This is a genomic window from Bacillus sp. FJAT-50079 (genome assembly GCF_018343515.1).
Taxonomy (GTDB): Bacteria; Bacillota; Bacilli; order Bacillales; family Bacillaceae_C; genus Lederbergia.
Window position 1 is genome coordinate 17,373 of the sequence record NZ_JAGYPD010000002.1, and the last position, 24,050, is coordinate 41,422.

Annotated in this window: 23 protein-coding genes and 2 pseudogenes; 22 read left to right on the forward strand and 3 right to left on the reverse strand. The window is 33.2% G+C overall.

Going from position 1 to position 24,050, the window contains the following annotated elements; genetic code table 11:
* The first annotated feature begins 3 nt into the window (after window positions 1-3).
* A complete protein-coding gene (locus KHA95_RS03845; protein WP_213136180.1) occupies window positions 4-1,854 on the forward strand; it encodes a TnsD family Tn7-like transposition protein in 1,851 nt (616 codons plus the stop codon).
* Entirely contained in the window at window positions 1,854-3,482 is a 1,629-nt protein-coding gene (locus tag KHA95_RS03850) for a TnsD family Tn7-like transposition protein (RefSeq protein ID WP_213136181.1), read from the forward strand. The genes KHA95_RS03845 and KHA95_RS03850 overlap by 1 nt, the downstream gene beginning before the upstream one ends.
* A gap of 138 nt (window positions 3,483-3,620) precedes the next feature.
* Here the strand turns inward: KHA95_RS03850 and KHA95_RS03855 are convergent, their stop codons facing one another.
* Together KHA95_RS03855 and KHA95_RS03860 are read right to left on the reverse strand one after the other, a co-directional pair.
* Window positions 3,621-3,815 carry a DUF7695 domain-containing protein gene (locus tag KHA95_RS03855; RefSeq protein ID WP_213136182.1) on the reverse strand — a complete coding sequence of 65 codons (195 nt, stop codon included), beginning with the start codon at window positions 3,813-3,815 and terminating at the stop codon, window positions 3,621-3,623.
* A gap of 43 nt (window positions 3,816-3,858) precedes the next feature.
* Window positions 3,859-4,236, reverse strand: a complete 378-nt coding sequence (locus tag KHA95_RS03860; protein WP_481748407.1) for a winged helix-turn-helix transcriptional regulator — start codon at window positions 4,234-4,236, stop codon at window positions 3,859-3,861.
* Between the two features lie 134 nt (window positions 4,237-4,370).
* Between KHA95_RS03860 and namA the strand changes: the two genes are divergently transcribed.
* From namA to KHA95_RS03885, 5 genes and pseudogenes are all read left to right on the forward strand, one after another.
* Entirely contained in the window at window positions 4,371-5,405 is a 1,035-nt protein-coding gene (gene namA / locus KHA95_RS03865; RefSeq protein ID WP_213136184.1) for an NADPH dehydrogenase NamA, read from the forward strand.
* Window positions 5,406-5,518: 113 nt separating this feature from the next.
* Complete coding sequence (locus tag KHA95_RS03870; RefSeq protein ID WP_481748408.1) at window positions 5,519-6,544, forward strand: zinc-binding alcohol dehydrogenase family protein; 1,026 nt, start codon at window positions 5,519-5,521, stop codon at window positions 6,542-6,544.
* Between the two features lie 78 nt (window positions 6,545-6,622).
* Window positions 6,623-7,573: an LLM class oxidoreductase gene (locus KHA95_RS03875; RefSeq protein WP_213136185.1), complete on the forward strand. Its 951-nt coding sequence runs from the start codon at window positions 6,623-6,625 to the stop codon at window positions 7,571-7,573.
* A gap of 73 nt (window positions 7,574-7,646) precedes the next feature.
* Complete coding sequence (locus KHA95_RS03880; RefSeq protein ID WP_213136186.1) at window positions 7,647-8,660, forward strand: zinc-dependent alcohol dehydrogenase family protein; 1,014 nt, start codon at window positions 7,647-7,649, stop codon at window positions 8,658-8,660.
* Window positions 8,661-8,837: 177 nt separating this feature from the next.
* Window positions 8,838-8,930: pseudogene (locus KHA95_RS03885) on the forward strand (arsenate reductase); the annotation flags it as partial.
* A gap of 461 nt (window positions 8,931-9,391) precedes the next feature.
* On the opposite strand, the gene KHA95_RS03890 reads toward KHA95_RS03885, so the two are convergent.
* A complete protein-coding gene (locus KHA95_RS03890; protein WP_213136187.1) occupies window positions 9,392-9,694 on the reverse strand; it encodes a hypothetical protein in 303 nt (100 codons plus the stop codon).
* Between the two features lie 677 nt (window positions 9,695-10,371).
* On the opposite strand from KHA95_RS03890, the gene KHA95_RS03895 reads away from it, so the two are divergent.
* The 15 genes and pseudogenes from KHA95_RS03895 to KHA95_RS03960 all read left to right on the forward strand — a co-directional run bounded on the left by KHA95_RS03895 (window position 10,372) and on the right by KHA95_RS03960 (window position 24,025).
* Window positions 10,372-12,114, forward strand: coding sequence for a DUF4365 domain-containing protein (locus KHA95_RS03895; RefSeq protein ID WP_213136188.1), 1,743 nt, complete (start codon window positions 10,372-10,374; stop codon window positions 12,112-12,114).
* 521 nt (window positions 12,115-12,635) lie between these two features.
* Window positions 12,636-14,372: a retron Ec67 family RNA-directed DNA polymerase/endonuclease gene (locus KHA95_RS03900; RefSeq protein ID WP_249316573.1), complete on the forward strand. Its 1,737-nt coding sequence runs from the start codon at window positions 12,636-12,638 to the stop codon at window positions 14,370-14,372.
* A gap of 61 nt (window positions 14,373-14,433) precedes the next feature.
* Entirely contained in the window at window positions 14,434-14,664 is a 231-nt protein-coding gene (locus tag KHA95_RS03905) for a hypothetical protein (protein ID WP_213136189.1), read from the forward strand.
* Window positions 14,665-15,497: 833 nt separating this feature from the next.
* Window positions 15,498-15,935 (forward strand): VOC family protein, encoded by a 438-nt coding sequence (locus tag KHA95_RS03910; RefSeq protein ID WP_213136190.1) that lies wholly within the window; start codon window positions 15,498-15,500, stop codon window positions 15,933-15,935.
* Between the two features lie 191 nt (window positions 15,936-16,126).
* Complete coding sequence (locus KHA95_RS03915) at window positions 16,127-16,267, forward strand: hypothetical protein (RefSeq protein ID WP_249316575.1); 141 nt, start codon at window positions 16,127-16,129, stop codon at window positions 16,265-16,267.
* Window positions 16,268-16,704: 437 nt separating this feature from the next.
* Window positions 16,705-17,223, forward strand: coding sequence for an NUDIX hydrolase (locus tag KHA95_RS03920; protein ID WP_213136192.1), 519 nt, complete (start codon window positions 16,705-16,707; stop codon window positions 17,221-17,223).
* Window positions 17,224-17,415: 192 nt separating this feature from the next.
* Entirely contained in the window at window positions 17,416-17,862 is a 447-nt protein-coding gene (locus KHA95_RS03925; protein WP_213136193.1) for a terpene synthase, read from the forward strand.
* Window positions 17,863-18,403: 541 nt separating this feature from the next.
* Window positions 18,404-18,709, forward strand: a complete 306-nt coding sequence (gene arsR / locus KHA95_RS03930) for an arsenical resistance operon transcriptional regulator ArsR (RefSeq protein ID WP_213136904.1) — start codon at window positions 18,404-18,406, stop codon at window positions 18,707-18,709.
* An 18-nt stretch (window positions 18,710-18,727) separates the two neighbouring features.
* Window positions 18,728-18,895: pseudogene (locus KHA95_RS23325) on the forward strand (ArsI/CadI family heavy metal resistance metalloenzyme); the annotation flags it as partial.
* A 47-nt stretch (window positions 18,896-18,942) separates the two neighbouring features.
* Window positions 18,943-20,241, forward strand: a complete 1,299-nt coding sequence (locus KHA95_RS03935) for an arsenic transporter (protein ID WP_213136194.1) — start codon at window positions 18,943-18,945, stop codon at window positions 20,239-20,241.
* A gap of 21 nt (window positions 20,242-20,262) precedes the next feature.
* Window positions 20,263-20,664, forward strand: coding sequence for an arsenate reductase (thioredoxin) (gene arsC, locus KHA95_RS03940; protein WP_213136195.1), 402 nt, complete (start codon window positions 20,263-20,265; stop codon window positions 20,662-20,664).
* Window positions 20,665-20,959: 295 nt separating this feature from the next.
* Window positions 20,960-21,571 (forward strand): NDxxF motif lipoprotein, encoded by a 612-nt coding sequence (locus KHA95_RS03945; protein ID WP_213136196.1) that lies wholly within the window; start codon window positions 20,960-20,962, stop codon window positions 21,569-21,571.
* A 293-nt stretch (window positions 21,572-21,864) separates the two neighbouring features.
* Window positions 21,865-22,182, forward strand: a complete 318-nt coding sequence (locus KHA95_RS03950) for a PadR family transcriptional regulator (RefSeq protein WP_213136197.1) — start codon at window positions 21,865-21,867, stop codon at window positions 22,180-22,182.
* The gene (locus KHA95_RS03955; protein WP_213136198.1) at window positions 22,169-22,738 is read left to right on the forward strand and encodes a DUF2812 domain-containing protein; all 570 of its coding nucleotides are present in this window, start codon (window positions 22,169-22,171) and stop codon (window positions 22,736-22,738) included. Before KHA95_RS03950 ends, KHA95_RS03955 begins: the two co-directional genes overlap by 14 nt.
* Window positions 22,739-22,756: 18 nt before the next feature.
* Window positions 22,757-24,025, forward strand: coding sequence for an erythromycin esterase family protein (locus KHA95_RS03960; protein ID WP_213136199.1), 1,269 nt, complete (start codon window positions 22,757-22,759; stop codon window positions 24,023-24,025).
* Window positions 24,026-24,050: the final 25 nt, after the last annotated feature.

The following is a 24,050-nucleotide window of genomic DNA, read 5'->3' on the forward strand; positions in this document are numbered from 1 at the left end:
AATATGTTAGGATTTTTCCCTCATATGTACAAAGATGAATTGTTGTATAGTGCGTTGGCCCGATTTCATCAAAGAAGTGGTAGCAATAGTTATAAAGATACAATTATGAATCTTTATGAAAACCGTACAACAAGTGCCATAACAGATTTCCCAAGTAGCCTCGATTTGCTTGGTAAAAAGATCAATCAGGAACCGAACTCACTTATTTATGAGCATACACTTTTTCCTTATTATGAGCCGTATATATCCGAAAATGTAGCTGAAAAGATTGTTGAACAAATGATTTATGGTGATGCTAATTCAATTTCTTTAGCATTAGGACTTGCGGCAAGTAAAGTAAAAGGACCAGATCACTTTAGATATTGCTTACGTTGTTATTTAGAAGAATTGGATTTATACGGTGAGGCTTACTGGCATAGGATACATCAATTACCGGGTGTTTATGTATGTCCAAGTCATAAAGAAAGTTTGTGGATTTCAGATGTCCCATTTCGAAACAAGACTAATAAACACAGATTCTTTTCCCTGCAAAAAAGCTGCGTAGATAGTGGACAAGAGATGAACATTCCTGAAGAATTTTATGAAAACCTAGTGTATATAGCAGAACAGTCGTATGCACTGTTGAATAGTAAGTTTGCTATATTGGGCCTGAAAAATATCAACCAATTCTATCTTGCAAAACTAAATGAAAAACATTACATTACACCATCAAAAAGAATTAGAATTCAAGAATTAATCCCTGACTTTCTTGATTCTTTTCCGATGGGTTTCTTGAAATTTTTAAATAGTGATTTTGAATATTTCGATGAAGATACTTGGTTTCACAAGGTAGTAAGAAAGCCGAAAGTAGCCTGTCATCCGTTGAGGCATTTATTTTTCCTATTATTTTTAGGACAGAGAATTGGTGACCAAATATCGGAAAATCATCATAAAGTACATTTTTTTGGAAGGACTTCTTGGCCTTGTTTAAATAAAGCTGCTACGCATTATAAGGAATTCCTCATAACCGATTGTATTGTAACAAGGGACTACAAAACTGGAAAGCCTGTTGGAACATTTACTTGTAAAGATTGTGGTTTTACCTATTCAAGAACGGGTCCGGATGCTTCAGAAAAAGATAAATACCGAATTGGTAGGATAAAAAATTTTGGTCCAGTTTGGCAGAACAAATTAGACGAACTGTATACAAGCGGGATGTACTCCATCCGTGGAATTTCATCCATGTTAGGAGTGGATTCAAAAACAACGAAAAAATATCTGACGAATGATGTCAAAAATATACCATCCACTTCAAATGAGGGTGAACAAAATACCTTTGAAGAAAAAAGAAAGATGTTCATGGAACTCAGAAAGAGATATCCGAATTTCAGCAGGTCCGAATTAAGAAAAAGCTCTCCTAGACTATACAACTGGTTATATAAAAACGACAGAGAGTGGTTTACAAGTAATTTACCACACGTTAAAAGAAGACAGATTTCAAGAACAATTGTTGATTGGGAGGAAAGAGATGATGAATATTCACTATTGATCATTAGGGAAGCTATAATCTTGTCTTTAGAGATTCCGTTGGTTCGAGTGACAAAGACAAGAATATATCAAAGACTAGATGTACAAACAAGGTTTGAAAATAATTTAGATAAACTTCCTAAATGCAAAAATATCCTTCAGGATGTTACAGAGACGGTACAAGAATTTCAAATACGAAAAATTAGATATTTTGGTGACCAATTCAGAAGAAAAAATATGGACATTTCCATTTCGACCCTAACAAGAACGGTTGGAATCAAAAAGATTTCAAACGATTTTGTCCAACAGGTAATTTTAGATGAAATGAATATGCAGGGGGATGAATGATGCTTGCTTTTTTTCCTAAGCCATATCCAGATGAAGATTTTAGAAGTATTATTCATAGATATCATATTCGATCAGGTCATTTATCATTTGAAGAAACAAATAAAGAATTATTTAACGTGAGTTCAAAACGAAATATTTATTTTCATCATAATGTTGGTGAGTTAATAGGCTTATTGAATTATTCCGAGTATTCCATAGAAAATTTTTTGAGTAATCATACAATTTTTCCGTTAATAAATCCTTTCTTATCTCAAAAAAGAAAGCAAGATTATCAGCAAAGTTTACGCATAAAGGATTCCTTAAAGAACAAAAAGTTATTTCAAGATTATATAGCTAAGGAAATAAAATATTGCCCTCAATGTTTAGAAGAGGATTATGAAAAATATGGTGAAGTTTACTCCCATCGATTTCATCAACTTTGTTTTTTGAATTATTGTGAACAGCATCAAACGGAGCTGATTTCTATATGCCCAGAATGCAGTGTGCCACTATCAAATACCGATGGCAAGGTGCTATTAAAAAGACCATTCTGTAAAAATGGACATTATTTAACTTCTAATGTTACCAACCTCAACGATTGTCCACAACTAATTAAAAGAGTCCTTCAAGATGTTTATTTTATTGTTTCCTACTCACGCAAAATAAATAGAAACTTGGTAGTAGATCAAATCTATTCAGCACTTGGTAAATGTGGCTATGGAGAAATTTACTCTGAATATCTACAAACAAGAAGATTAAAAAATGACTTTACAAAATTTGTGTCTACTTATGTTCAGATATTGGGTGTTCAACTAAAGAATGTTGTTAATAGCCGTTTTCATACACTTCTAAGCAAAATAAATAACGATGTACCTAATATTCTTGCTAATTTATTATTAATCCAATTTATATCCAACTCTGCTGAGGCATTCTTTACTGATGTTGTAGGCTATTCAATTGAGATTCCGTTTAAAAATAAGCCACAACCTTGTTTAAATAAAATCTGTAAATACTCTGACATTCTGGTAATCGGAATATACAGTAAGAAATATTATCCTAGCTATGTTCAAGGGAAATTTACCTGTCCTAATTGCGGGTATACATATGGACGTAAGTACATATGGAACAAAGATAAAAAAAGTGGAGAAGTAAAAAAGCCATTTTTAATAAGTAGGGGAGAACTGTGGGAGAAAGAAGTTTTAAGCCTTTATGATCAAGGATTAAGTTTGAAGAATATAGCAAGAAGAATAGGGCTGGGAAACAAATCAGATTCCATTGCGAAATTTTTAAAAGAAAAATTAGGTGAAGGTTATATCAAACGGTACAATCCAAAAAATAACTATTCCTTGTATAACATAAATTCAAGGCTTGAGCAGATGCCTGCTCATGATGTAGAGGCTATTAATGAAATAAAGATGGCAATGGAGGAAGTTGCGGCTACAAATTATCATCAACAATTATTGCTGATGAGACGCCAAAATATCGTAAATATAATGAGTGAAAATCCTAATCTAAAGCGATGCGACATTGAAAAATTGGCAAGAGGTGACTATAGATGGTTAAAGAAAAATGATTTAGATTGGTTCAATGAATTTCTACCTAAACCGCTTACTTGGAGAAATAAAGTTAATAATATAAATAGAAGTTAGGGGCTGTCTAAAAAATCAATTTTAAAGTGAAAATTACTTAATTTAAAAACCCAAGAATGTTGAGATTACAGCATTCTTGGGTTTTGCTTCTTTTAGCTATTCAGCGGGATAGACCAGCTTTGGACATTCCTTTTTTATTCATTCAAATTCGGATAATTCCTCGTAATGTAGTTCTGCTGGATTTGAACCATAAACACGTTTTGCATAGTCTAATCCACCATCTATACCTACTGCTCCACATTTACATTTTTGAAAGTCATTTGTATTTTTGGATTCTACAATGTCACCACAATGTTTGCAGCGAATTCGGTTTATCTTTAGTTTCTTTTGCATTCTCATACCGCCTTTTTCCCATTAACCATAAAACATTTGATATCTATTTTGCTTGTTCATTTTCTTTAAGCTTTCGTTTCATTAAAATCTCGTTTTCGTACACCTCTCCCCAATCTCTCATAAGGAAGATAATGGGTTTTAATGTTTCTCCAAAATCTGTAAGAGAATATTCTACTTTTGGAGGAATCTGCTGATATATTTCACGATGGACAATGCCATCTTGCTCCAACTCCCGAAGTTGCAATGTTAACATACGTTGCGTGACTTCAGGCATCAGTCTTCGTAATTCATTAAAACGCCTTGGACCGGGAACTAAGTGGTACAAAATAAGACCTTTCCATTTCCCTCCTATTACATCTACTGTAACTGCAACTGGACAAGCAAAAGGATCTGGACAGATTTCTTTATTTGAGTTTTCCATCATATCACTCCATTATACTAAGTATAAAAATGTATACTACACAACAAAAATGTGCGTACTTACAATTTAATATTATATATCGTACCATTGATTTTGCAAGTAAAGACGAATATTTAAAATAGAGGAGTGTTCATATGACTGCAAAACTATTTTCACCATATACGATTAAAGATGTAACGTTTAAAAATCGGATTGTGATGTCTCCGATGTGTATGCATAGTTCGGATGAATCCGGGGAAGTTAAGAATTTCCACTTAACACATTATACAGCTCGTGCGTTGGGTCAGGCTGGATTAATAATACCTGAAACGCTTGTTGTTGACTCTGATGGATTAATAGGGCCTGGGGATTTAGGAATTTGGGATGATTATCATATTAAGGGTTTGAAAAATCTTGTTGATCGAATCCATGAATTTGGAGCAAAAGCTGGCGCTCAAATTGGTCATGCCGGCAGAGTTACAAATAAAGAGGGAGTTACACCAATCGGTCCTTCTCCAATTCCTTTTAGTGAAAATACTCAAACACCAATCGAAATGACGAAAAAGGACATTCAGACAATAGTTCATAGTTTTAAAGAAGCTGCACGTAGAGCGCGAGAAGCAGGTTTTGATATTCTTGAAGTTCACTGTGCGCACGGCTACTTATTAAATGAATTTCTTTCTCCCCTTTCAAATCAACGTACCGATGAATATGGCGGAAGCATGGAAAATCGCTATCGTATGATAGGAGAAGTTATTGATGCTGTGAAAGCAGAATGGACTGGACCACTATTTGTGCGTATATCTAGTACGGATTATAAAGAAGGTGGAAATACTCCTGAAACTTATGTTGAGTATGCAAAAAAAATGAAAGAACAAGGTGTTGACTTAGTTGATTGTAGTTCAGGTGGGATTGCCCCTGTAAAAGTCAACTCATATCCAAATTATCAGGTTCCTGCTGCAGATAGAATTCGAAACGAGGTTGGAATAGCAACTGGTGCAGTTGGTCTAATTAAAACAGGAAGGCAAGCGGAGGAAATATTAAGAAACAATCGTGCAGATTTAGTATTCATTGGGCGGGAATTTCTTAAAAATCCATTTTGGCCACGTGCAGCTGCAGAGGAATTGGATGCTAATATTGAAGCACCTGTGCAATACACACGGTATGGTTCCAACTGGTTAAAAAGTTAAAAAGATTAATTTAAAGTGCTAGAAAGGGGCGATTTAGAGCCTTTTTCTAGCACTTAAAATAGTCAAGATTAAAATTGAAAATGAAATTTTATTACAAAGGAAGATGAATAATAATGCCAAATATGAAAGCAGTGGGCTTATATAAATATCTATCAATTGATCATCCAGAAAGTTTATTAGATGTTGAAGTTCCAAAACCAATAGCAACTGGGAGAGATCTCCTTGTAAAAGTAAAAGCGATTGCTGTTAATCCTGTCGATGCTATCGTTCGTTCCCCAAAACCTGAGGTAGAAGAAGTCCCGAAAATCTTAGGTTGGGATGTTGCGGGTGTTGTGGAAGAAGTAGGACCTGATTGTACACTATTTAACCCAGGTGATGAAGTTTATTATTCAGGAAGTATTATTCGTCAGGGAGGAAACTGTGAGTATCATTTAGTTGATGAAAGAATCGTCGGTAAAAAACCAAGAACACTGGACTTTGCACAAGCTGCTGCGCTTCCGTTAACAACAACTACTGCATATGAAAGCTTATTTGACCGACTTCAAATAAGCCATGATGTAAACCAAAATAAAAATAAAAGCATTCTTATCATTGGTGCTGCAGGTGGAGTAGGGTCAATTGCTATTCAATTAGCAAAATTAGCGGGGTTAACAGTTATTGGAACTGCATCACGTCCAGAAACAACAAAATGGGTTAAAGATCTTGGAACTGATCATGTTATTAATCACTATGAGGAATTTATTCCACAATTAAAAGAACTAGGTCTTGATACAGTAGATTATATTTTGTGCCTAAGTAAAACTGAAAAGTACTGGGAAACGATGGAGAAAGTCATTGTCCCACAAGGTAAAATATGCTCGATTGTTGAAACTGACGAGAAGCTTGATATTACCTTGATGAAAGATAAAAGTGTGACATTTGTTTGGGAGATGGTTTTCACACGTTCTATGTTTGAAACAAGCGATATGATCGAACAACATCATTTATTAAATAAAGTAACTGATTTAATTGATGATGGAAAAGTCAAAACGACATTGTCAGAACGCCTTTCTCCTATCAATGCAGAAAACCTAAAAAAGGCGCACAAAAAAGTGGAATCAAGAACAACTATCGGAAAAATTGTATTGGAGAATTTTTAATTGATAGATGTCTAGTTTAAAGTAGCTCTTTTCTTATGGTTATGAAAATAATTATTTTCTTTATGGAGGATAGGGGAATTGAATAAATTTAAAGCACATCAAGGCTATACGTACATGTTTAAAGAGAATAATTTGTCTTTAGGATTGTTTTTTTCTATTGAATCCTATAAGGGAAGTATTCCAGAGATGAACTTGGACCAGCAAATGAAATTAGCGAGAAAGGCAGAGGAAGTTGGTTTTGCTTCTTTATTTGTCAGGGATGTTCCATTACATGATCCAACTTTTGGGGATGTGGGGCAAATCTATGACCCGTGGGTTTTTCTTGGTTACTTAGCTGCTAATACGAAACAGATTGCTTTGGGAACTGGAAGCATCGTTACAACATTACGCCATCCATTGCATGTGGCAAAAGCAGCAGCTTCTGTTGACCGTATTTCTGGAAACAGGCTTGTGCTAGGTATTGCCACTGGTGACCGTCCTATAGAGTTTTCAGCGTTTTCCGAAGACAGAGGGCGACGTGGTCAATTGTTTCAAGAGTCGTTACATGTCATGAGACAAGTATGGGAAGAAGAGTTCCCAGAAATTCACTCAACGAAGATAAGCCTTCAAAATGGTGATTTATTGCCTAAACCAGAATTAGAGGATATTCCTGTTTTAGTAACGGGACATTCTTCACAAACGCCCGAATGGATCGCACTGAATAGCGATGGCTGGTTTTATTATCCGCGAAACTTAGATCTCCAAGCAAGGTTAATTAATGAGTGGCGCACATTAACTAGTGAATTTAAACCTTTTGCACAATCCTTATATATAGATTTATCTGATAACCCAAATGAAGATCCGACACCTATTCACTTAGGATTCCGAGCTGGACATAAATATTTAATTTCTTTCCTTAACACTCTAAAGGGAATTGGTGTTAATCATGTAGCATTCAATTTGAAATATGGACATCGTCCAGTTGAAGAAGTGATCCAAGAATTAGGAGAAGAGGTACTTCCATATTTTCCTGCATTATCAAACAATTAGATGATAAGTAGTTTTTTTATTCGGATTACAGTTGAAGATTAAAATTATATTCAAGATCGGAGGAATTTATCTCATGAAAGCATGGCAAAGACAAGGCGTTGGATTAGAAAACTTAAAATTGGTGGATTTACCAATACCAGAACCCGGACCGAAACAACTTCTCGTTCGTGTAAAGGCTGTTTCACTAAACTTCCGTGATAAAGCCATTGTTGATGGGGTTTATTTGCCAGAATTAATGACTAAACCATTCGTACCAGTATCTGATGCTTCTGGTGAAGTGGTAAGTGTAGGCTCAGAGATAACAAAGTTTAAAAAGGGTGACCGTGTAACGTCACATATGTTTACTAAATGGCTTGATGGCAGTCCGAATAAAGATGATGGTGCAAATGCTCTAGGAGGGCCTAAAAATGGTGGGTTAGCAGAATACATGTTGCTTGATGAGGATGCAACTGTAATGACTCCAGCTAGCTTGACGGATGAAGAGGCTTCAACACTTCCTGTTGCTGCGCTTACTGTTTGGTTCTCATTGATTGAATATGGGAAAATCAAAGCAGGAGATAGCGTGCTTGTACTTGGAACTGGAGGAGTTTCAGTATATGCTGTTCAAATTGCTTCAGCACTAGGCGCAAGAGTAATTGTGACAAGTAGCAGCAACGAAAAATTAGAAAGAGTAAAAGCACTTGGTGCAAAAGATGTTATAAACTATGTAGAGACTCCGGAATGGGAAAAAGAAGTATTAAAAATTACTGATGGAAAAGGTGTACAACATATTCTTGAAGTGGTCGGTGGTCAAAGTATTAACCGATCAATTGAAGCACTTGCTCTTCAAGGTCATATTTATGTTATTGGTTTCTTGGAAAGTATGATGGCAGAAGTGAATCTATTCGCATTATTAGCAAAACAAGCTCACATTCAGGGGATTAATGTAGGACATCATAGAGCGTTTGATGACATGATGAGAGCATTTGATGAATTAAATATTAAACCAGTCATTGATACTGTTTATTCATTTGATCAAGCTCTTGAAGCTTATAAACATCTATATAAAGGGGCATTTGGTAAAATTGTTATAAAAATTTCTGAATAAATAAAAGTAAAAATGTTGAAATACAAAAGCCCTTGAGCAATATTCTTGGGCTTTTGTTGTTTTTTCAAAAAGGGTTGAATATTGTAGTTATGCCATCCTTTTTTATTTGTTGGGGTAAGTGTAATGAAAAAAGCTGAATTAAGAACTGGTTGTAGCTATTATTATTTGAATGAAGAAAATGAACCAGCCGGAAAAGAGTGGTCTGAATTTCAGCGTGTTTGCGACGAAATTGGTGAACGTATTAAGCAATTTTATGAAACAGGGAAATAAGAAGCACTTTTTTCTATAGTTGTTATTTAGGGATCGTTACAAAGTTCATTGTACAATTTTCGAATGGAGGTGTTTATTCGGTCTGGATGTCTTTAAAAATCCAGAGGAAGGAGAAGATGAGTATCACATTGTCGCAATACGATATTCATGTACAGACTATGAAGGCGAGGGAACGCCTGATGCAAATCAAGCTATTGAGGCAGAAATTTTAAATGAGAACAGTTACCTGAAGAAACATTTTCGGGGACTATATTAACAAGATACAATAACATCTATTGATAAATACAGATAAATGTGACTCTACCAAAATTATGGGGGAAGTTGCTGCATAGTTATTTCAATGAAGGAAGAGAACCTACTTCTGCATTTTTGAAAATATTAAAAGTAGTAAGGTGCTTTATACCTCAATGTAAATGAAGGTTAAGGTTATTTAAAAGAAGGCCCTAAAGAACAAAGTTAATTTAAGTTCTTTCCTTTATAACATTAATTCTTCCATCGGCATAATGATGAACGAATTGATTTTTTTCATTAAGATAGGCAATTCGCCCTTCATCTCCCAGTGCCTTAAATGACTCGTATAAAGCAGTTGCTCCAGTTAAAGATAGTGCAAAATCAAATGAGTTTTTTATTTCTAGTTCATTAATCTGTTGAAATAACTTTGCACGTTTTGCGACGAACATTACTTTTTCCAATTGCTCATATTTTTCTTTTGAAATGTGGAAATCCTTAGCTTTTTTTAGCATTTTATCATAAATATCGATCACTTTTATCACCTCACTTTAATTTTATACAACTACAATCAACTTTAACAGAGCCAGAAGAAAATAATTATTCAATTTACAAAGTAAGAAATGGTTTATAATTTTGATTTTGCAGAAGAAGATGAACTTTCTCAGGTTGATACTGGCTAAATAGTTGAGCTATAAAACTACTCAGTTTGGCTCATTTTTGATTGATGAAAAAGATCGTCAAAATAAATAGATGATCTTTGTGGGTTTTAATTAGTATTTATCCTCGTCATCTTAAATTTCAAGATCACAAGTCGGATAATAACCTCTTGTATAACCTTCTTCGATTAATTCTGCGTATATTCTCTTGCGATTCCTTCATCTTTATCCACTTATAATTCCATGTTAATTAGCCTAAGACGGATAATAACTTGTCTGCGCACCTTCACGTACTAATTTTTCCAATATATCTTAATTTACTTTCACTCATATCAATTACCTAGTATATAAAAAAGGTTCGCTACGCTTTTCGGTAGCTACTAAAAAGATGATAATCCATTTTTTAACAACAACAGCAGAAAAAGAAGCATATATGATCACCCTTATTTTATTCCCCTTTTGAATTTCTGTAATCCTGCCGACTTTCGTTCCTGATAATGGTAAGATAGTAGTGAATATTAAAATATTTATTTAGGGATAATGGGGTGTTCCGAATGAATAATTCGATAAGAGAAATGATCGGGGTTAATGCTGTTTCAATTGAAATAACAAGAAATGTATTTTTAAAAGGAGAAATACCAACAAATGATAAAAGTGTTTCTTGGGACGGAGAAATACAAATATATAACGAAAAAAGTCATCATAAATCAACTTTATTTGGAAGGGTCCCTGTTCAGGTTAAATCTCGTAAAGTGAAACACTTAAATAAAGATAAAATTAAATATAGTTTGAATAAAAATGATATTCGAAATTACTACCACGACGGCGGCGTTTTATTCTTTATTGTGGAATTTATCGATACCGACCAGAAAAAAGTCTATTATGATGCTTTATTACCCTTTGATCTTAAAGAGATTATTGAAAAAATGAAGAATCAAAAAAGTATCAGTCACGAATTTAATATACTGCCTTCAGAAAATGATGCGTTGGATACTATTTGCAGACATTTTATAATCAATTCAAAAAAACAGTCGCAAAATGTATTAAGTATTAATGTTTCCGATATAAACAGAAATGGAACGATTGTGATCCCTACTGTAAGCCCTAATTTATCCACTATGTTCGATTATCCAGCATACGTGTATTCCAAAGAAGAATATTATAATTTGGAAATTCCTATTAAAAAAATACATATTTTTGAAATTATACAGGAGACCGATCTTCAAATCGGAGTAAACGGAGAAATCTATTACACAAACGCAACCAAACGGATAGAAAAAGATCGAACAATCATTGAGTTTGGTGATAGTTTTAAGATGGAGATCCAACGTGGAACAGAACTTAATATTAGGAATTTAAATATAAATTTCACTCGATCCGGCCCCATTAAGGAAAGATTAAAAGATACTAAATTTATGGTGTCAATCTTAATCGCAAAACATATCGAAGTTATGGGATCTCAAATCATAATAAATACTGTTGATCATAATGTAATAACTGAATTAACTGATCTTATAAGAGACCTTGAAGAATTGGATAAGCTATTTGATGAACTGAACGTTTCATTTGAACAACCATTTAACAATCTAAAAGTAGCTGATTTTAGAAATATGGAGAGACTTCGAGATATCATTCTTTACCAAAATTATAATGAATTAGATTTAAAGCAAACTGGTTTTTTGAAACAGGAAATTGGTAATATTACTATCTTACTTGCGGTTACAAAAAAGAACGGGGAATGGAGTGTATTTAACGCATTCGAATCGGAAAAACTTTTTCGAATAGTTGCTTCTAAGGAGCCATCTGGGCCTGGTTTTGAAATCAGCCCGTATATGATGGTAGAAGTAAAACAATTATTTAAAATGGCTAATTTCAATCTACAAGAACTTGAGAAATCATTTTTAAAAATAGATTACGATACAGATTCTGCACGACAATATGTAAATTATTATTTATTAGATATTATCCATCACTATGATGAGGTGGATCAAGACAAAGAGATCTTGGATTTTGCCAAAAAAATGTATGAACACCTGGTTAAGTTTGAAGGAGAAAAAGACGAGACTTATTTTCTAAATGTAATGCAAATTGTAAAGCGGCAACGAAAATATACTCAAGAAGAAATAGCGAAAATCATCAATAGAAAAAATAAAGCGACAGATCCGTTTATCATCTGTGGTTATTTAGCCCTTCTAGGGAATAGAACTGAGTTTGACTTTTATTTTAGTCAGTTAAGTGAGGAGGATCAGGATAGTTTTAAAGTATTTCCGATTTACAAACTCGTAGAAGGTAATTAATTTCTTAACTGGCATTCAAAACTCGGTTTTATTCTATGTAAATAAAACAAGCCGAATCTCTGGCTTGTTTTAGCTAAATCACCTTCAACCTCTGGTTTTTCCCCTCTATTTCATCACTTGTGCTGTTTAACCCCGTTTTATCTCATTGATCAAAGGTAGAGGGCGATATGTATAAATAATCCTCGTCTCTCATCAGTCAAATTATTAACAAGATCAAGGTTTAGGAATAAGAGACGAAATAGAAAAATAAAAAATTAAGCAAGATTTAATTGGTACTGTATTAATAAAAGATTCTAGATAATAAAAATCATTATAAATATCCCATTTAGTTAAAAAGAAGTGTATAATTTTATTAACGTGTGGCTAGATTTTTCGCTTGTGTTTCGCAAGTGTTGACAAAAATGGTGGGAACGTTCGCTTCTCCGATTCTAATTATCTGCATGGTGGTATACTTCACGGTTTATTCGCCGCCTTTCGCCTAATGAGTAGCCACACGTTTATTTATGAAGGAGTTTTATATAATGGAATTTCACGATATAAAAACACGAAATCACCTTGCTGACTTTCTTAAGATTCCCAGAAAAAATCTTAGTTATCTATTGTATAAAAGGGGAATTAATACTTTATACAGTTCGTTTGAAATAGATAAAAAAAATGGTGGCGTTCGAAAAATTAATGCTCCATTAGCAGAACTCAAAGACATTCAAAAAAAACTTGCAGTGGCATTGTATAAGCATAAGAAAAATAACCAGAAGATAAAAAATAATCTCTCTCATGCATTCGAAAAAGAAAAGAGCATCGTAACTAATGCAAAAATTCATCGGAATAAAAGATTAGTTTTGAATATTGATTTAGAAAACTTTTTTGAAAGTTTTCATTTTGGTCGTGTAAGAGGTTTTTTTATTAAGAATAATAAATTCTTATTATCTAGTGAAGTAGCCACAGTTATTGCACAATTAACATGTTACGAAGGAAAACTACCGCAAGGTGCGCCAACTTCTCCAATTATTACAAACCTAATTTGTGAGATACTTGACCAAAGATTATTGAAAATCGCAAAAAAATACAAGTTGGATTATACACGTTATGCAGATGATTTGACATTCTCTACCAACGATAAAAATTTTTTTGATCTACAAACGGCATTTTATGAAAGATTATCAAGTGAGTTAATACGAGCTGGGTTTAAAATTAATGATAAGAAGAAAAGGTTACAAATTAGAGATTCAAGACAGGTGGTAACAGGACTTGTTGTAAATAAGAAAATCAACGTTAAGAGAATTTATTACAAAGAGACTAGAGCAATGGCTCATCAACTCTATAAAGAAGGAAAGTTTGAGATTAATGGTAAACCCGCCAACCTTAATCAATTAGAAGGAAGATTTACGTTTATAAATCAATTAACTAGGTACAATAATAAATTAGATGGTGAGAAACATAATTTTAATAACTTGAGTTCGAGAGAACTTCAATATCAAAAGTTTCTTTTTTATAAATACTTCTATGCTAACCCAAAGCCAATAATTGTAACGGAAGGTAAAACAGATATTGCTTATTTAAAAGCATCTTTAAAAAATCTCTATAATGAATATCCTAATTTAATTACAAAAAATATTGATGGGTCATTTGAGTTTAAAGTATCATTTTTAAATAAAACTAAGAGATTAGCATACTTTCTGGGGATTTTCCAGGATGGGGGGAGTGGACTAAATAATATATATAAGTTCTTTGATGCTAATACTAAGAAATCCACTACAAATTATTTGAGTTATTTTAAGATGATAAGCAATACTTTACCTAAAAGCCCCGTAATTTTAATGTTTGATAATGAGATTAAAAGTGGAAAGAATAAACCCATAGGTAATTTTATTAACCATGCAAAGCTTGATGATAAAAAAAAGGGTATATTAGAGGATAAATACATGGTTAATATCATTGATAATTTATACCTTTTAACTGTACCGTTAATTGATGGAAAGTCCGAATGTGACATAGAAGACTTATTTGGAAAAAATACCCTTTCGCAAAAAATAGATGGAAGAGAATTTTGCAGGAAGGACAAGTATGATCACTCGAAGTACTATGGCAAGGAAATTTTCTCTAAGTATATTCTAAATAACTATACTGATATAAACTTTAATAAATTTAGATCGATTTTAAATAACATAAACAATATAATAGAAATATACACAAAGGGGATTATTGAAGCAAAAAGTTTAGGTAAGAGTAGTGAGAATAAAATTCTTGTAGAAGTCTAAAAGTAGTGTGGTTATTCACTCCTCAAAAACATAAATCCGATTTGGAAGATCCTTTTGCAGTATGATCAAAACCTTAGACGGAATACTTTTGGAATATGTTCTTGCGTTCTACAGTGAATTTACAGCAAAAATGATTGACGGAGCTTTTGATTACAATATAAAAATCGAAAAAATTGATATTGAGGCTATATCGCAATTAAATGTAAATCTCATTATTAATAGTATATTTAATAATTATTTAGAGCAACATCTCTCCAAATCACATGATTTAATTCCTGGTGAAATTATTTAGATGATTTCATTTGCGATATTGATTTTATTAATTTTATGATATATAAAATAGCCCTTTCAATTGGGAAGGGCTATTTTACATTTCATTGTACCACCTATAAACAATCCGGATACCTACCTACAATTTCATACAAAGTTCCTCTATCGCAAATTAAACAAAATAAGTCTTACGAAAAAATAATTGTTGGAGGGTTAAATTCAAAATGGCTCTTTTTCTATTCCCATACGGTTTTGTTTCCAACTTTAATTGTAATACATTTTATCCCGTTTATTATTTTTTCCTCACCCGTTACCAACTTTATTTTTATTCATCCAAATTTTAACAACCCTTGAACGCTCAATTAATAAGGAGTCTTGTTTCCAACTTTTTTTGTATTATACATTTGTTTGTGGATTTGAAATAAAGTCGTACCGTTTGTAAAAAAGATGTACTGTTTGAAATAAAGATATACCGTTTACCCCATTGGATTTTTTATCTAATGGGGTGTTTCGTTGTAGAAGGACTAACTTAATTAAGTAGTTCAGTGTAAACTGAATTTATAGAAATAATCGAATGATATATGGAAGTTTGTGACAAATGTACTCAAACTAAAGAGCAGTATTGTTTAATAACCAAAGGGAAACATTGAGAAAAATAGGTGGAAAGTATATGAATAATTATCCCCAATTGACACCGTTAGGGAAATGAGGAAGGAGCTTCAAAATAATTTAATAAAAAATTAGTGAAATGATTCTTTTCTTCACCGGCAATGCTGTATCTTAATTGTCCCTTTGTTAATACTAGAATTTGAAACAGTATATTGCAAAATGACAGGAACATAGGAGGTATGAAATTTGAAGATCCAAAGAATAGATCATGTGGGTGTAATCGTAAATGATCTCTCTGCCGCTAAAGAGTTTTTTGTCGATTTTGGACTTGAGGTGAAAGGGGAATGGGAAATGGAAGGAGAGTTGATGGGATATGCAGTTGGGCTTAATGACGTTAAAGTAGCGTGTGTAGGATTGGGAACGCCAGATGGTCAGACATGGATAGAGCTAATCAAATTTTATTCTCCGCTAGATGAAAAAGGTATTCAGCAATCCTTTGCAAATACATTGGGCATCCGACATATTGCATTTACTGTTGAAGATATTGAAGCTACTGTTGCCAAATTGAAAAAGAAGGGTGCGGAAATCTTTAGTAAGATACAGCAATATGAAGAAAGTTATAAATTATGCTACGTTCGTGGTCCAGAGGGAATTATTTTGGAATTAGCTGAGGAAATCAAATAAGTAATGTTAATTAAAATGAAGTACGACTCTTTGTCACTTTCTATTTTTATGGTTGTGAAGAAATGTACTTAAGGTTAGTTGCATAAGGAAGAAACTTTTTGTAATGATTATTCGTAACTTTAACGGCTTCAATGGACGGAGGGAGCGTACTTTATGCAGAAAGATCAAAAAGAAAAACAGAAAAAAATCCTATGATTGATTTTGCTGATTCCGTTAACCGTTCAATGGTTGGTGACCTAAGTGCATTAGGAAATGGTGGCGGTCTTACAAAAATCATTACATTAGTTATCATTATTATCGCGTTGTTTATTCTTTCTAGATATTCTTATTAAGCTATTGGTGGCAATTGTTGAACGGGAACAGTTGCTTCTTGTATTAATGTGGCAGGATCGTTGAAGAGGATTGGGAATTATACCCTAAAGGGGTGTAATAATAATGAAAAATATAATTAGTATTGTTTTACTTATGTTAATTTCCGCTAGTGTTAGTGGGAAGGTATCAGCCGATGAGGCATTAAAAGTACTTGAGTGCCAATTTAAGCAAGTTGTGAAATTACCCCTCAGCCCAATTAATTTACTAAACCGCACCAACATGTTAAGGTTCGCAATCATTTCATCATTACCTAGTAATAGCCTGAGATTCATCATGTACATATGTAGATGTTTTTGTCATTCCTTTTGTTACGAGCTGGACAATCTCATATACAGAATTTTTCCTTTTATAGTATACTGGGAATCTTGTTACAAAAATATACTTAAGGAGTTTAGCAATGGAAAAGTGGGATTTATATAATAAGCATCGTAATAAAATAGAGAAACAAATAACTCGTGGAGGTGAAATGACACTAGACGAGTTTCATTTAGTGGTACACGTGTGTATATTTAATTCAAAAGGAGAAATGCTAATTCAGCAACGTCAGCCCTTTAAGCAAGGGTGGTCGAACCTGTGGGATATCACTTGTGGTGGTAGTGCGGTTGCAGGCGATACAAGTCAGCAGGCTGCTTCAAGAGAGTTATTTGAGGAACTGGGGATTCACTATAACTTTGAAAAGATACGTCCACAATTTACTATTAACTTTGAACGTGGCTTTGATGATTATTATTTAATTGAATATGACTTAGAGTTGAATGAATTGACGTTACAGACTGAAGAGGTACAAGCGGTGAAATGGGCTTCAAAAGAGGAAATCTTAAAGCTAATTGAATTAAAAAAATTTATACCCTATTATGAGAGTATTATTGCGTTTCTTTTTGAGGGTCGATATCATTATGGCTCTATTCGTCTTTAAATGAAACATATTCATTCAATAATACATTCCCAAATGCAGGTTTGGGGACACACCTAAAAGTCATAAACGCTGTTATATCATTGTTTGTAATCTTTTTTGAGGTGCATATTGTTTATACGGTTTTTATGCAAAAGTATATAAACATAGCTACAATAATACTTTTTAAGATTTTGCAGATAAATAGGTGAAAAAATGATTTCAATTGATAGAAAATTAAGATTACGAGATATAGAGATTTTTCGTTTCTTCAAAGACGACAAAGTGTTATCTTATGTCATTATTGAAGATACGAGAGGACCTTATACAGAAGAAGACAAAAAGTTAGATTCACTTTGTTTTTTAGATGAAGAAGATTTAAATAAAATTGTTAATGTATTTAAAATTTACCTTTTAACTGATGAACCTTTAGATAAAGGGGATTCAATGATGTTAAGAGAGTTTTTCGGAAATTTAGTCGACATTAGTTCTAATACGAACTTTATTATTAAAGAATATGTACAAAATGACTTATATGAACATATAGACGATTCTTGGGATATTAAAACTTATCAAAGAATGTTAGATATCGTTGGATCAAATTATAAAATCCAAGCCATTGATGAGGAGAATTGGTTGAATTTATCTCAAGATAAAATTTAATTATATGGATTGAAGTTAAGACGCATTTAAATCAGAAGGAAACATATTTTGGTACTGCAAAGGTTTGCAACAAAGGACAAATTGTCATTCTTTTAGAATTTAATTAGGTGCAAAAGATGATTACAAATCAACAATTAGTAATCAACAATTTTGAAGAAAAGTTAAAAGTATTTACTCATCTATAAAATGATCAAACTTTTTTATAAAAAATGTATAATGTTTCACATAGAATGAATTCGTTTTGATCAATCTTTTTTCAAAACGGATTCTTTTAATTTAACGTAAAATATGGGTTTACCAGGTATTTTTGATCAAACTTTATTTTAATGCTGCACCAAGAGCTTAATTACTCAACATTAATGCAAGGAATCGAGCTTATTATCTCGGAATTCCTCAACGGTGTAAATTGTTCTTTACTGCAAGACTTCTCCTTGTATATAAATCAAAAAAAATTGATTTATTGGTTGCATATACAAAAAGTTTTCAATTATACTTTTAATATCAAAAAAATTTGATGAAAGGAAAGTTATTTATGACTGTAATGATGAAACAGTTTAAGCAATATGAAAAAAAGTTTAAAGCTTTAGCTGATCAGACACGCTTGGAAATCATGTATGAGCTTTGTCAAAGAGGAAAAACATGTGTATGTGATTTAACTGAGGTATTTCAAATGACTCAATCTAAGCTATCTTATCATTTGAAAATTTTATTGGACGCAGGGTTAATTATAAAAGAAACAAAAGGTACATGGAGTTATTATGATTTAAATGATACAGAGGTAAATGCTTTGTTGTCAGAAGAATTATGTTGCATTTTTAGAAAAAAAGGAAAAGGAAACTGCTGTTAATTACGCACTCTTAGTATTCAAGTCGCAAGAACTGAAGAGATTACGGCTCACAATGAAAGATTTGCAGTTGATGTGATAGATACAACGTGTTGTTATGCGGTACAAGATAAATTCTCAGTAGTCTTTTATACAAGGGTAGATAGTGATATTCATAAAAACAAAGCTACAACAATTTCTTGTTGCTAAGTAAGTAGGATTGTGTATTTCGTGAGGGATAATAGGAGGAAACTGCTTTGACATCAGTAATATTCGCATTAGTGATTTTCTTAGTAACACTAATTTTGGTAATATGGCAGCCTAAAGGTTTATCCATCGGTTGGTCTGCCTGTGGAGGAGCGATTCTCGCATTAATTGTTGGGGTTGTTGATTTTAAAGATGTGATCGATGTAACATCTATCGTTTGGAACGCCACTTTGGCATTTATTGCAATCATCATTATTTCATTAATACTTGATGAAATTGGTTTCTTTGAATGGTCAGCTCTTCATATGGCAAGAGCTGCTAAAGGAAATGGAATTTTGATGTTTGTTTATGTATCTATACTTGGAGCATTAGTCGCAGCTTTTTTTGCCAACGATGGTGCTGCACTCATTTTGACTCCTATCGTTTTAGCAATGGTTCGAAATCTAAAGTTTAATGAAAAAATGGTTTTTCCTTTCATCATAGCAAGTGGATTTATTGCAGACACGACATCACTTCCATTAGTCGTAAGTAACTTAGTTAATATCGTATCAGCGGACTTTTTTGGTATTGGGTTTGCAGAGTTTGCTTCAAGGATGATTGTTCCAAACATCTTTTCATTGGTAGCAAGTATTTTAGTTTTATATCTATTTTTCCGTAAAAGTATTCCAAAAAAATATGATTTGTCCCAATTGAAAAAGCCGATGGAAGCCATTAGGGATGAAAAAATGTTTCGATTATCTTGGATTGTGTTAGGTATACTACTTGTTGGATATTTTGCTAGTGAATTTACAGGTATTCCTGTGTCTATTATTGCTAGTATTGTCGCAATCTTATTCCTTTTCATGGCTAAAAAAAGTCATGCTGTTAACACTCGTATCGTTATTAAGGGGGCGCCTTGGGCAATCGTCTTTTTCTCAATTGGAATGTATGTTGTTGTGTATGGATTAAGAAATGAAGGGTTAACTAATATCTTAGCCAATTTAATTCAAGTAACAGCTGATCAAGGGATGTTTGCAGCTACCGTCGGTATGGGATTCATAGCCGCTATTCTTTCTTCCATTATGAATAACATGCCAACCGTCATGATTGATGCTTTAGCTATTGCGGATACAAATACAAGTGGTGTCATAAGAGAAGCGCTTATTTATGCGAACGTTATTGGATCAGATTTAGGTCCTAAAATCACTCCGATTGGTTCTCTTGCAACCCTGCTATGGTTACATGTCTTATCCCAAAAAGGGGTTAAGATATCATGGGGGACTTACTTTAAAACGGGCATTGTTTTAACTATTCCAACATTGTTTTTTACATTAGTTGGCTTATATATTTGGTTATTATTCATTCACTAATTAATAAAGGAGAAATACATGATGTCAAAAAAAACGATTTACTTTTTATGTACAGGAAATTCTTGTAGAAGCCAAATGGCGGAAGGATGGGCAAAGAAATATCTAGGTGATGAGTGGAACGTATATAGTGCTGGATTAGAAGCACATGGATTAAACCCGAATGCTGTAAAAGCCATGAAGGAAGCTGGTATCAATATTTCCAATCAAACATCAGATGTTATTGATTGTGAAATCTTAAATGCTGCTAATTTGGTGGTTACATTATGTGGAGATGCTGCTAATAAATGTCCAATCACACCATCACATGTTAAACGTGAACACTGGGGGTTCGATGATCCAGCCGGAAAAGAGTGGTCTGAATTTCAACGTGTTCGCGACGAAATTGGGGAACGTATCAAGCAATTCTATGAAACAGGAAAATAAGAAGCACTTTTAGGTGTTATTCGGAATTGTTACAAAGTTCATTGATCAATTTTTGTATAAAGGTATTTACTTTGATCTGGATGTCTTTACAAATCTAGAGGATGGGAAGATGAGTATCATATCGTCGCAATAGGATATTCATGTACAGACCATGAAGTAAGAGAATATACTGATGATGTTTGTGAAAAACGTTGCACCGTTTTCTCCCCTTGGATATGATTATCTATAGAGGTATTTTTATGCAGAAAAAGAACATCTGAATGGAACACGTCAATGGCAAAGAGGGGAAATGATTATGAGAAAATTGTTTGTTAGTTTTTTAATTCTTTTTATATTAAGCGCATGTTCGCAGGGAGAAAATATTGACACTAGAGAAGATGAAGAGGAAGTTCTTTCTATACAGGATGTGGAGATTCCTGATGTCATTTTTACCTCGGAAAAACAAAATAGTTTAATAGACGAAGAGGAGATAAAATTAAGCATAAAAACATATCTAGATAGCTATGATGAATTATCTAATGCTAGTGAACCATTTCAAGAGATTATATATGAAGATAAGGAATTTACTGAAAATGAATTAGAAAAATTCGACAAAATTAACAAGCTTACAGAAGAAAATGATAAGAATTTTTCTAACTATATTTTACATAATACATTGCCTGAAGATTATCAAGAAGAGTCTGAAAGAATTAGCCAGTACATTATAGCTTTAAATGAGACTCTTCATGAAATAGGTGAAATGTTCAGTAATATGGCAGATGACGTAAATAAAGGAGTTTTTCCAAAAGTAAACATTGGGTCAATAATTGATAAAAGCGACGTGGTGAATGGAAGAGAACAGAAAAAAATAGAGGATTTCCTTGATAAGAAAAATATTGATACTAAAGCATTTGGACGAGAACATTAAGAAAAAGAAAAGCAACATATGTAGCTTTGAAATAAAGTCATGATGCTTACCTCCTTTGGATATGCTCTGTATCTTTTTATGTTAAAAATGCCATAACATTATTCCGCATTCGCGCTATTTAATTAATAAGACTACACAAAAAGTCGCTTTCCTTACATAAGGAAAGCGACTTTTTAGATTGGTTTTTCCCTTGTTATCAAGTAATTTTGAAAATGTTGTTGACTATTCAGTTGAACTGTATTACCTTATTATTAAGTTGAACTATATAGTCGAACTGAATAGAAGGTGAGAATGTGAAACATAAATTATTACCGTTGTCTGAAACGATGCATTATATTCTGTTAGCTCTGCGTGAGCCACTCCATGGCTATGCTGCGATGCAAAAAATCGAGAAAATGAGTAATGGAACTGTTATTTTAGCGGCAGGTACATTATACGGTGCGATTGAAAACTTGAATAAGCATGGTTGGATTGAACCTGTTGGAGAGTCAGGACGGAGAAAAGTTTATATGATAACTGCGGAAGGAAGCGCCATTTTGAAAATCGAACAAAACAGGTTATTGCATATTTTATCTCTGTATGAAGGAAGTGAATCGAATGAAGAAAATTAAGTCGTTTTTTGATATTGAAAAAGAGGAGCAATGGCTGAACGAGCAATTACAAAAAGGCTATCGTTGTACAAATATTAGTGGATTAGGAATATACACTTTCGAAAAAACCGATAAGAGGTATGTGATGCGGCTGGATTATCAAGATTATTTATCAAAGAAAAAGTTCGATGATTACAAAGCGATATATGAAGACTTCGGTTGGATGTATATAAGTGGCCCCTGGCTTGGTGGAATTCGATACTGGCAAAAAGAAGAGGTTGGTCAAAATGAAATCTTCTCGGATCGCCAATCAAAGAGTAATTATTATAAAAGATTGATGGATTATTCATCCAGTTTAGGTATACTGTTATTGCTTTTTTGTTATATGCTCTACAAGGATTCAGGTTTATATTTAGCAGAAGGTCTTTGGAGTATGGAAGGTGCATTATTTTGGAAAGCATTTTTATTTGAAACTCCATTTGCCCTTTTGAGGTTGCTTCCCGCCCTTATGGTTGTTTTCTTTGCTAGCAGTTTCTATAAAGCGTATCGAAAGTATTCAATATTAAAAGAAAAATAATAAACGGGGGATTTAGTGATGCACCTTTCCAAAAAGAATCCTTTCTTATTAGCTGTTATTTGTCTCATGATTGTTTTATCAGGCTGTAGTAACAATGATAAAGTGTTTGATGAAGCAGAAAAATATATTTCGTCTGTTAAAAAAATGAATATTCCGGATGATGTAAGAATAATTGGCTTGGGAGAGGCAACACATGGGAATATAGAACTTCAGAAGTTGAAAAAAGATGTATTTGAAGCATTAATTAAAAATGAACATGTCCGTGTGTTTGTAATAGAAGGGGATTTTGGCGGCGGACAGGAAATTAATCAGTTCATTTTAGATGGAAAAGGTACTGCAGAAGAAGCCGTGAACGCACTTGATTACAGTATTTATAAAACGGAGCAAATGATCGATCTTGTTCAATGGATGCATGATTATAACGCTACGGCCAGTGACGATGAGAAAATATATTTTTACGGAAATGATATGCAGCGATATGATTACAGTAAAAAAGGTTTGCTTGACTATTACGAAGTAGTTAACAAGGATGCAGGACAAAAATATGCAGTCCAACTGGAAGATGCTTCAAATAATACAATGAGATCGTTATCAACGAAGCAACTGAAAAAAATTTATAAGATTCTCGATAATATCATTTTTGATCTGCAATCAAACGAAGTAGCTTATACCGAACATTCATCTTCGGAAACGTTTGCCTTTACTTTAGAATACGCACGACTTATGAAGCAACGAACAGAGCTATTTTTAAACGAGGGAGACTACCAACAACTTCGCGATCAGTATTTAGCTAACAATTTGCAATGGATTGTTGAATTTGAAGCTGCCCGTGGTCATGATAAGGTATTCTTCTCCGGACATAATGGGCATATCGAAAAAACGTCTGCTTCATTAGCTGGTTATAAATCGATGGGAAGTTACTTAGATGAGTTATACGGGTCCAAGTATTTTGCAATTGGTACCGACTTAATGAATAGTAAATTTCAAGCATTAAACCGGGGATCTAATAAAAGAAAGAGTTATAAGATAAAAAATCATAATGCTTTAGTTGATGCATTTAGTGAAGTTGAGCCAAATATCTTTTACGTTGATTTTGAAAAAGCCAGTGAGTCAAAGGAATTGTTGGGCATTATAAAAAGTAAACAAAAAATGGTAAACATAGGTGACGACTTTCGTTCTTGGCAGAAGCTATTAAAAATGTTTTACACAATCGAAATGATACCCAATCAGGCCTATGACGGCATCATTATTTTAAAAGAAGCAACACCAACAGATGTAATTGATTAAAAACAAATAATTTATGGCCTTTTTT

Coding starts and splice junctions, on each gene's coding strand:
- KHA95_RS03895 (WP_213136188.1), top strand. CDS start 10,372: ATGAATAATTCGATAAGAGAAATGATCGGGGTTAATGCTGTTTCAATT.
- KHA95_RS03960 (WP_213136199.1), top strand. CDS start 22,757: ATGCACCTTTCCAAAAAGAATCCTTTCTTATTAGCTGTTATTTGTCTC.
- KHA95_RS03955 (WP_213136198.1), top strand. CDS start 22,169: ATGAAGAAAATTAAGTCGTTTTTTGATATTGAAAAAGAGGAGCAATGG.
- KHA95_RS03880 (WP_213136186.1), top strand. CDS start 7,647: ATGAAAGCATGGCAAAGACAAGGCGTTGGATTAGAAAACTTAAAATTG.
- KHA95_RS03915 (WP_249316575.1), top strand. CDS start 16,127: ATGATTGATTTTGCTGATTCCGTTAACCGTTCAATGGTTGGTGACCTA.
- KHA95_RS03900 (WP_249316573.1), top strand. CDS start 12,636: ATGGAATTTCACGATATAAAAACACGAAATCACCTTGCTGACTTTCTT.
- arsR (WP_213136904.1), top strand. CDS start 18,404: ATGATGAAACAGTTTAAGCAATATGAAAAAAAGTTTAAAGCTTTAGCT.
- KHA95_RS03855 (WP_213136182.1), bottom strand. CDS start 3,815: ATGCAAAAGAAACTAAAGATAAACCGAATTCGCTGCAAACATTGTGGT.
- KHA95_RS03925 (WP_213136193.1), top strand. CDS start 17,416: ATGATTTCAATTGATAGAAAATTAAGATTACGAGATATAGAGATTTTT.
- KHA95_RS03850 (WP_213136181.1), top strand. CDS start 1,854: ATGCTTGCTTTTTTTCCTAAGCCATATCCAGATGAAGATTTTAGAAGT.
- namA (WP_213136184.1), top strand. CDS start 4,371: ATGACTGCAAAACTATTTTCACCATATACGATTAAAGATGTAACGTTT.
- KHA95_RS03905 (WP_213136189.1), top strand. CDS start 14,434: ATGATCAAAACCTTAGACGGAATACTTTTGGAATATGTTCTTGCGTTC.
- KHA95_RS03860 (WP_481748407.1), bottom strand. CDS start 4,236: ATGGAAAACTCAAATAAAGAAATCTGTCCAGATCCTTTTGCTTGTCCA.
- KHA95_RS03945 (WP_213136196.1), top strand. CDS start 20,960: ATGAGAAAATTGTTTGTTAGTTTTTTAATTCTTTTTATATTAAGCGCA.
- arsC (WP_213136195.1), top strand. CDS start 20,263: ATGTCAAAAAAAACGATTTACTTTTTATGTACAGGAAATTCTTGTAGA.
- KHA95_RS03845 (WP_213136180.1), top strand. CDS start 4: ATGTTAGGATTTTTCCCTCATATGTACAAAGATGAATTGTTGTATAGT.
- KHA95_RS03870 (WP_481748408.1), top strand. CDS start 5,519: ATGCCAAATATGAAAGCAGTGGGCTTATATAAATATCTATCAATTGAT.
- KHA95_RS03920 (WP_213136192.1), top strand. CDS start 16,705: ATGGAAAAGTGGGATTTATATAATAAGCATCGTAATAAAATAGAGAAA.